The sequence below is a fragment of the Actinomadura sp. NPDC049753 genome (assembly GCF_040674655.1).
In the GTDB taxonomy this organism is placed as follows: domain Bacteria; phylum Actinomycetota; class Actinomycetes; order Streptosporangiales; family Streptosporangiaceae; genus Spirillospora; species Spirillospora verrucosospora.
Genome location: NZ_JBFARL010000296.1, coordinates 1 through 7,407 on the forward strand (window position 1 = coordinate 1; position 7,407 = coordinate 7,407).

General features: G+C 76.1%; 6 protein-coding genes. All 6 read left to right on the forward strand.

What is annotated here, in order from left to right:
• Positions 1 to 376: hypothetical protein (locus AB0K37_RS38900; RefSeq protein ID WP_363990338.1), on the forward strand; the 376-nt coding region annotated here is incomplete at its 5' end.
• Positions 377 to 461: 85 nt separating this feature from the next.
• Positions 462 to 1,196 carry a response regulator transcription factor gene (locus AB0K37_RS38905; protein ID WP_363990340.1) on the forward strand — a complete coding sequence of 245 codons (735 nt, stop codon included), beginning with the start codon at positions 462 to 464 and terminating at the stop codon, positions 1,194 to 1,196.
• Complete coding sequence (locus AB0K37_RS38910; RefSeq protein ID WP_363990342.1) at positions 1,193 to 2,686, forward strand: HAMP domain-containing sensor histidine kinase; 1,494 nt, start codon at positions 1,193 to 1,195, stop codon at positions 2,684 to 2,686. The genes AB0K37_RS38905 and AB0K37_RS38910 overlap by 4 nt, the downstream gene beginning before the upstream one ends.
• 79 nt (positions 2,687 to 2,765) lie before the next feature.
• Positions 2,766 to 4,070 carry a bifunctional glycosyltransferase family 2/GtrA family protein gene (locus tag AB0K37_RS38915; protein ID WP_363990344.1) on the forward strand — a complete coding sequence of 435 codons (1,305 nt, stop codon included), beginning with the start codon at positions 2,766 to 2,768 and terminating at the stop codon, positions 4,068 to 4,070.
• A complete protein-coding gene (locus AB0K37_RS38920) occupies positions 4,067 to 6,169 on the forward strand; it encodes a glycosyltransferase family 39 protein (protein WP_363990346.1) in 2,103 nt (700 codons plus the stop codon). Before AB0K37_RS38915 ends, AB0K37_RS38920 begins: the two co-directional genes overlap by 4 nt.
• 14 nt (positions 6,170 to 6,183) lie before the next feature.
• Positions 6,184 to 7,407, forward strand: a 1,224-nt coding sequence (locus AB0K37_RS38925; RefSeq protein ID WP_363990349.1) for a glycosyltransferase family 39 protein, incomplete at its 3' end; no start/stop codon positions are given.

Sequence of the window (7,407 nt, forward strand, 5' to 3'; positions counted from 1 at the left end):
GCTGCTCGCCGCCGCCGCCGGCAGCGCCCTGGCCCGCACCGCCCGCGACCTGGCCGCCCGCGCCGCCACCGCCGCCGTCGAGGCCGTCCTCCGCGAACTGCTCCGCGACGCGCTCAAGCTCGCCCTGCGCGACACCCTGCGCGGCATCATCGTCGAGGTGTCCCGCGACGTCGTCGTCGACGTCGCCAAGACCACCTGGACCACCGCCACCCGCCCCGCCGCGCCCCGCCCGGCCGCCGCGACCGCCGTCGTCATCGAGGCCACCGTCGAAACCGCCGAGCCCGACGAGCCCGCCGCCAGCGGCGGCGACGTGTGGGCCGACGCCACCGCCGACACCACCGCCGACGTCGGCGCGTCCCCCGACCGCGAACGCTGAACCGCCCCTCAGAAGTTTCTGAAAGAACCATGAGAAACGCCCGCCGGTGGCCGGGCCGCCCACCGGCGCTGTCTACCGTGAGTGCATGGAACCCGGCCCGCAGGACGCACCGCCCCCGCGGATCCTCGTGGTCGACGACGAACCCGCCGTCCGCGAGTCCCTGACCAGCAGCCTGGAGTTCGAGGGCTACCGGGTCGCCGGCGCCGCCGACGGCGTCACCGCCCTGGACCAGGTCGAGCGCGAAGCCCCCGACCTGGTCGTGCTGGACGTGCTCATGCCGCGCATGGACGGCCTGACCACCTGCCGGCGGCTGCGCGCCCTCGGCGCCACCATGCCGGTCCTCATGCTCACCGCCCGCGACATGGTCGGCGACCGCGTCACCGGCCTGGACGCCGGCGCCGACGACTACCTCGCCAAGCCGTTCGACCTCGACGAGCTGCTCGCCCGCGTCCGCGCCCTGCTGCGCCGCGCCGCCATGACCGCCCCCGCGCCCGCCGGCGCCGCACCCGGCGACGTCCTGGCCTTCGACGACCTGCGCATGAACACCCTCACCCGCGAGGTCACCCGCTCCGGGCGCCCCCTGGAACTGACCCGCACCGAGTACATGCTGCTGGAGATGTTCCTCACCCACCCCCGCCAGGTCCTCACCCGCGAGCAGATCCTGGAGACCGTCTGGGGATTCGACTTCGAACCCGCCTCCAACTCCCTGGACGTGTACGTGATGTACCTGCGGCGCAAGACCGAGGCGGGCGGGCTGCCGCGGCTGGTGCACACCGTCCGCGGCGTCGGGTACGTGCTGCGCCCGGCGGCGTCCCCGTGAGCACCCGCGCCCCCGTCGCCCGCCGCCTCACCCGGCGGCTCACGCTGCGCGCCCGCATGGCGCTGCTCACCGCCGCCGCCGTCGCGCTCGCCGTCGCCGCCTGCGCCAGCGCCGGATGGCTGCTGACCCGCAACCAGCTGTACCGCGAACTGGACCGCCGCCTCGGCGCGGTGTCGGGCGGCCCGCCCGGCGCCCGCGACGGCGGCCACCGCGACGGGCAGCCCCCCTTCCACGGCCCCCGCCTGCCCCGCCGGCCCGAGGCGATCCTGGCCGCCTGCTCCTCCGAGCCCACCGGCACCGGCGCCCAGAACCCGCCGCCCGGCCCCTACGAGATCATGCAGATGGTCCGCGCCGACGGGCGGCGCTGCACCGTCCCCGGCGCCGGCGCGCTCCAGGTCGGCGCCGAGGACGCGCGGGTCGCCCGCGGCGAACGCGACCACGCCTACCACGACGGCACCGGCGTCACCGCCTCCGGCACCGAGGACGGCGTCCGGATCCTCACCCGCTCGTTCCGGCTGCCCGACGGCACCCCCGCCGCCGTGTCCTACGCCATCTCCCTCGACGAGGTCCAGGGGCCCTTGGACAACCTGGCGCTGCTGCTCACCGCCGTCACCGCCCTCGGCGTCCTGGTCTCCGCCGCCGCCGGACTCATGATCGCCCGCGCGTCGCTGCGGCCCGTGGACGAGCTCACCGGCGCCGTCGAGCACATCGCCCGCACCGAGGACCTGGACACCCGCATCCCCGAGGAGGGCACCGACGAGATCGCCCGGCTCAGCCGCTCCTTCAACACCATGACCGCCGCCCTGGCCGCCTCCCGCGAACGCCAGCAGCAGCTCATCGCCGACGCCGGCCACGAGCTGCGCACCCCCCTGACCAGCCTGCGCACCAACATCGACCTGCTGCTGCGCGCAGAGGCCGCCGGCCGCGACCTGCCCGAGGAGACCCGCCGCAACCTGCTGGCCAGCGTCCGCGCGCAGATGCGGGAACTGTCCAGCCTCGTCGGCGACCTGCTGGAACTGGCCCGCCCCGCCGACACCGCCCCCGTCCACGAGACCGTCGCCCTGCACGAGGTCCTGGACCGCGCCGTCGAACGCGCCCGCCTGCGCGGCCCCGGCCTCACCGTCACCTGCGACGCCCGGCCCTGGCACGTCCACGGCGACCCCGCCTCACTGGAACGCGCCATCGTCAACCTCCTGGACAACGCCGTGAAGTTCAGCCCGCCCGGCGGCACCGTCACCGCCGCCCTGCACGACGGCGAGCTCACCGTCCGCGACCACGGCCCCGGCATCCCCGCCGCCGACCTGCCGCACGTGTTCGAACGGTTCTGGCGCTCCCCGTCGGCCCGCAGCCTGCCCGGCTCCGGGCTCGGGCTGTCCATCGTCGCGCGCGTCGTCGCCGAATGCGGCGGAAGCGTCGCCCTGGAACCCGCCCCCGGCGGCGGCACCCTCGCCCGCGTCCACCTCCCCGGCACCCCCGGCCCCGGCGACTGAACACCCCCCGGCGGGTTTCTCATGCGGCGTTAAGACACGGCTCACCGCCCTCCCACACCGGCCCCCGAACCTCGGTCCCATGAGTCACCTCATCACCGAACCGGGCACGCCCGCCGCGCCGCCCCCGCCGCCGCACGACCACGGCGGACGGGGACGGCTCGTCGAGGTGGTCGTCCCCGTCCACAACGAGGAACGCGTCCTGGCCGCCAGCGTCGAACGCCTGCACGCCTACCTCGCCGACACCCTTCCCTACCCCTTCCGCATCACCGTCGCCGACAACGCCAGCACCGACGCCACCTGGCCGATCGCCCGCGACCTGGCCGACCGCCACCCCCGCGTCCGCGCCGTCCGCCTGCGCGACAAGGGCCGCGGCCGCGCCCTGCGCCACGTGTGGGGCACCAGCGACGCCGACGTCGTCGCCTACATGGACGTCGACCTGTCCACCGACCTGGACGCGTTCCTGCCGCTGGTCGCCCCCCTCATCTCCGGGCACAGCGACCTGGCCATCGGCTCCCGCCTGACCCGCGGCTCCGCCGTCGTGCGCGGCCCCCGCCGCGAGATCATCTCGCGCTGCTACAACCTGCTGCTGCGCACCGCGCTGGCCGCCCGCTTCACCGACGCCCAGTGCGGCTTCAAAGCCGCCCGCACCGAGATCGTCCAGGCGCTGCTGCCCTCGGTCGAGGACGAGGAGTGGTTCTTCGACACCGAGCTGCTGCTGCTCGCCGAACGCAACGGGCTGCGCATCCACGAGGTCCCCGTCGACTGGGTCGACGACCCCGACAGCCGCGTCGACGTCCTGCGCACCGCCCGCGACGACCTGCGCGGCATGGCCCGCGTCGCCCGCCGCATGCTCACCGGCGCGTTCCGCGCCCCCGTCGGCGGACGCCCCGGCCCCGCCGCGGCGCTCCCGGCCGGCATGGCCCGCCAGCTGCCCGCCTTCGCCGTCATCGGCGTCCTCAGCACGCTCGCCCAGCTCATCCTGTTCGTCCTGCTGCGCCTGTTCCTCGGGCCGCTGTGGGCCAACGCCCTCTCCCTGGTGATCACCACCGTCGGCAACACCGCCGCCAACCGCCGCTTCACCTTCGGCGTCACCGGCCCCCGCCGCGCCATGCGCCAGCAGCTCGAAGGCGGCGCCGCGTTCCTGCTCGGCCTGGCCCTCAGCACCGGCGGCCTGGCCCTGCTGCACGCCGCCGCGCCCGGCGCCGGACGCGCCGTCGAGGTCGCCGCGCTCGTCACCGCCAACGCCCTGGCCACCCTCGCCCGGTTCCTGCTCATGCGCGCCTGGATCTTCCACCCCCGCCGCCTCGGCGACCACCCCGCCGCACCCGCCGCCGCGCCCGCGCCCGCGCCCGCCCACGACAACACCGGAGGGACCCCGGCATGACCTCCACCCTCACCCCGCCGCCGCCCGCCGCCGGGCACACCGCGCCCCGCGGCCGCGCCCGCCGCCTGCTCCTCGGACCCGACGGCGACCCCCGCTGGGCGCGCCCCGCCCTGTGGGCCGTCCTGATCGCCGCCACCGCCCTGTACGCGTGGGGACTGACGGCCGCCGGCGACGCCAACTCCTACTACTCAGCCGCCGTCAAGAGCGGCACCCAGAGCTGGAAGGCGTTCTTCTTCGGCTCCCTGGACGCCGGCTCCTACATCACCGTCGACAAACCCCCCATGGCCCTGTGGGCCATGGGACTGACCGCCCGCGTCATCGGATTCGGGACCTGGAGCCTGCTGCTCCCGCAGGTCGCCGCCGGCACCGCCGCCGTCGCCGTCCTGTACGCGACGGTCCGCCGCGCCTTCGGGCACGCCGCCGCGCTCGCCGCCGCCGCCGTCCTGGCCCTCACCCCGATCACCGTCGCGATCAACCGCGACAACAACCCCGACACCCTCCTGGTGCTGTTCCTGGTCGCCGCCGCATGGGCCTGCCAGCGCGCCATCGACACCGGCCGGCTGCGGCCCCTGCTGCTCGCGGCGTTCCTCGTCGGATGCGGCTTCAACACCAAGATGCTCCAGGCGTTCCTGGTCGTCCCCGCGCTGGCCCTGGCCTACCTGGTCGCCGCCCGGCCCGGCCCGGCCCGCCGCATCGGGCACCTGCTCGCCGCCGGCGCCGTCCTGGCCGCCTCCTCCCTGTGGTGGACGCTGCTGGTCGACGCCATCCCCGCCCGCTCCCGCCCCTACATCGGCGGCAGCACCGACGGCACCGCCTGGGACCTGGTCATCGGCTACAACGGCCTCGGCCGCATCCTCGGCCAGGGCGGCGGCCAGGGCGGGCGCGGCGGCCCCGGAGGCGGCGGCGGCTTCGGCGGCCAGTCCGGCGCCGGGCGGCTGTTCAACGACATCCTCGGCGGCCAGATCTCCTGGCTCATCCCGTTCGCCGTCCTCGCCCTGGCCGCCGGACTCGTCCTGCTGCGCCGCCGACCCCGCACCGACCCCGCACGCGCCGCGCTGCTGCTGTGGGGCGGCTGGCTCGCCGTCCACTACGTGGTGTTCAGCTTCGCCCAGGGCACCTTCCACCCCTACTACTCCACCGCCATGGCCCCCGCGATCGCCGCGCTCACCGGCGCCGGAGCCGTCCTGCTGACCCGCGCCCACCGCACGTCGCGGGCCTGGGCGTGGGTCCTGCCCGCGGGCGTCGCCGTCACCGGCGCGTGGGCGTTCGTCCTGCTGGACCGCACCCCGTCCTGGAACCCGTGGCTGCGGTGGGCCGTCGCCGCCGCCACCGTCCTGGCCGTCGCCGCCCTGATCGCGGGACGGGTCTCCGGCCGCGCCGGGACACGCGCCACCGTCGCCGGGATCGTCCTTGCCGTGGCCGCGGGCCTGGCAGGCCCCGGCGCCTACGCCGTCGCGGCCGCTTCCACCACGTCCAACGGCACCAACCCCCTGGCCGGCCCCACCTCCGGCGGCGGCTTCGGGCCGCGCGGCGCCTTCCCCGGCGGCCGCGGCACGCCCCCCGCCATGCCCGGCGGACAGGCCCCCGGCGGACAGGACCCGGGCGGGCTGACGCCCCAGTGGCAGGCGGGCGGCCAGAACGGGCAGGCGCCCGACGGGCGGGGCGCGGACGGGCGCGGGCAGCGGCCCGGCGGAGCCGGAGCGCGCGGCGGGTTCGGCGGCGGCCCCGGCGGCGGCGCCGACACCCAGATGATCAACTACCTGGAGAAGAACCAGGGCGGCGCCACCTGGCTCGTCGCCGTCTCCAGCGCCCAGGAGGCCTCCTCGATCATCCTGCGGACCGGGCGTCCCGTCATCGCCATGGGCGGCTTCACCGGCAGCGACCCCGCCATGACCGTCGCCAAGCTCCAGCAGTACGTCAAGGACGGCAAGCTCCGCTACATCCTGCTCGGCGGCCGCATGGGCCCCGGCGGCGGCGACACCGCCGTCACCGCCTGGGTCCAGAAGAACGCCACCCCCGTCGACGCCAGCGCCTACGGCGGCGCCACCGGCGGCACCGGCGACGGCTCCAGCGGCGCCCGGCTCTACAAGCTCGGCTGAACAGGAAGACGACGATGACCACCACGATCCCGGCCGCCCCGCCCGCGCACCGCACCCCGCGCGGGTGGGACGGCCTCCCGCGGCGGCTGCTGCGCGGACCCGCCGCCGACCCCGCCTGGGCCCGGCCCGCGCTGCTGGCCCTGCTCACCGCGACCGGCATCGCCTACATCTGGGGACTCGGCGCGTCCGGCTGGGCCAACGCGTTCTACTCCGCCGCCGTCCAGGCCGGCGCCACCAGCTGGAAGGCGTTCTTCTTCGGCTCCTCCGACGCCGCCAACGCCATCACCGTCGACAAACCGCCCGCCGCGCTGTGGCCGATGGCCCTGGCCGCCAGGCTGTTCGGCGTCAACGCCTGGAGCATCCTCGTCCCGCAGGCCCTCATGGGCGTGGCGACCGTCGCGGTCCTGCACGCGGCCGTCCGCCGCCGCTTCCCCGCCTGGGCCGCCCTGCTCGCCGGCGCCGCGCTCGCCCTGACGCCGGTCGCCGCGCTGATGTTCCGGTTCAACAACCCCGACGCCCTGCTGGTGCTGCTGCTGACCTGCGGCGCCTACGCGGCGCTGCGCGCCCAGGAGAGCGCGGGCACCCGGTGGCTGCTGCTCGCCGCCGCCTGCACCGGAACCGGGTTCCTGGCCAAGATGCTCCAGGCGTTCCTGGTCGTCCCGGTGTTCGCGCTGGTCTACCTGCTCGCCGCGCCCGCGCCCTGGCGGCGCCGGCTGTGGCAGCTGGCCGCCGCCGGGGGAGTGCTGCTGGCCTCGGCCGGCTGGTGGGTGGCGGCCGTCGCGCTGGTGCCCGCCTCCGCCCGCCCCTACATCGGCGGATCGCAGCACGACTCCGTCCTGGAACTGGCCCTCGGCTACAACGGGCTCGGACGCCTCAACGGGGAGGAGACCGGCGGCCTCGGCAACCTCGACCAGGACGCCGGATGGGGCCGCATGTTCGGGCCCGTCATCGGCGGCCAGATCTCCTGGCTGCTGCCCGCCGCGCTCGTCCTGCTCGCCGCCGGGCTGTGGGCCACGCGCCGCGCGCCCCGCACCGACCCCGCCCGCGCCGCCCTGGCGCTGTGGGGCGGATGGCTCCTGCTCACCGCCGCGATCTTCAGCTGGATGCAGGGCATCTTCCACGAGTACTACACCGTCGCGGAGCCCGAACCGAGCCTCCCGGCCGATCTCGTCGCCGAACTGGCCATAGATCCGGATCCGGAGGTGCGACTCGCCGTGTCCCGGCGGGCCGATCTCAGC

What these genes read in the sequence shown, in the direction of transcription:
- AB0K37_RS38905 (WP_363990340.1), top strand. Translation starts at nt 462, where the DNA reads ATGGAACCCGGCCCGCAGGACGCACCGCCCCCGCGGATCCTCGTGGTC.
- AB0K37_RS38915 (WP_363990344.1), top strand. Translation starts at nt 2,766, where the DNA reads ATGAGTCACCTCATCACCGAACCGGGCACGCCCGCCGCGCCGCCCCCG.
- AB0K37_RS38920 (WP_363990346.1), top strand. Translation starts at nt 4,067, where the DNA reads ATGACCTCCACCCTCACCCCGCCGCCGCCCGCCGCCGGGCACACCGCG.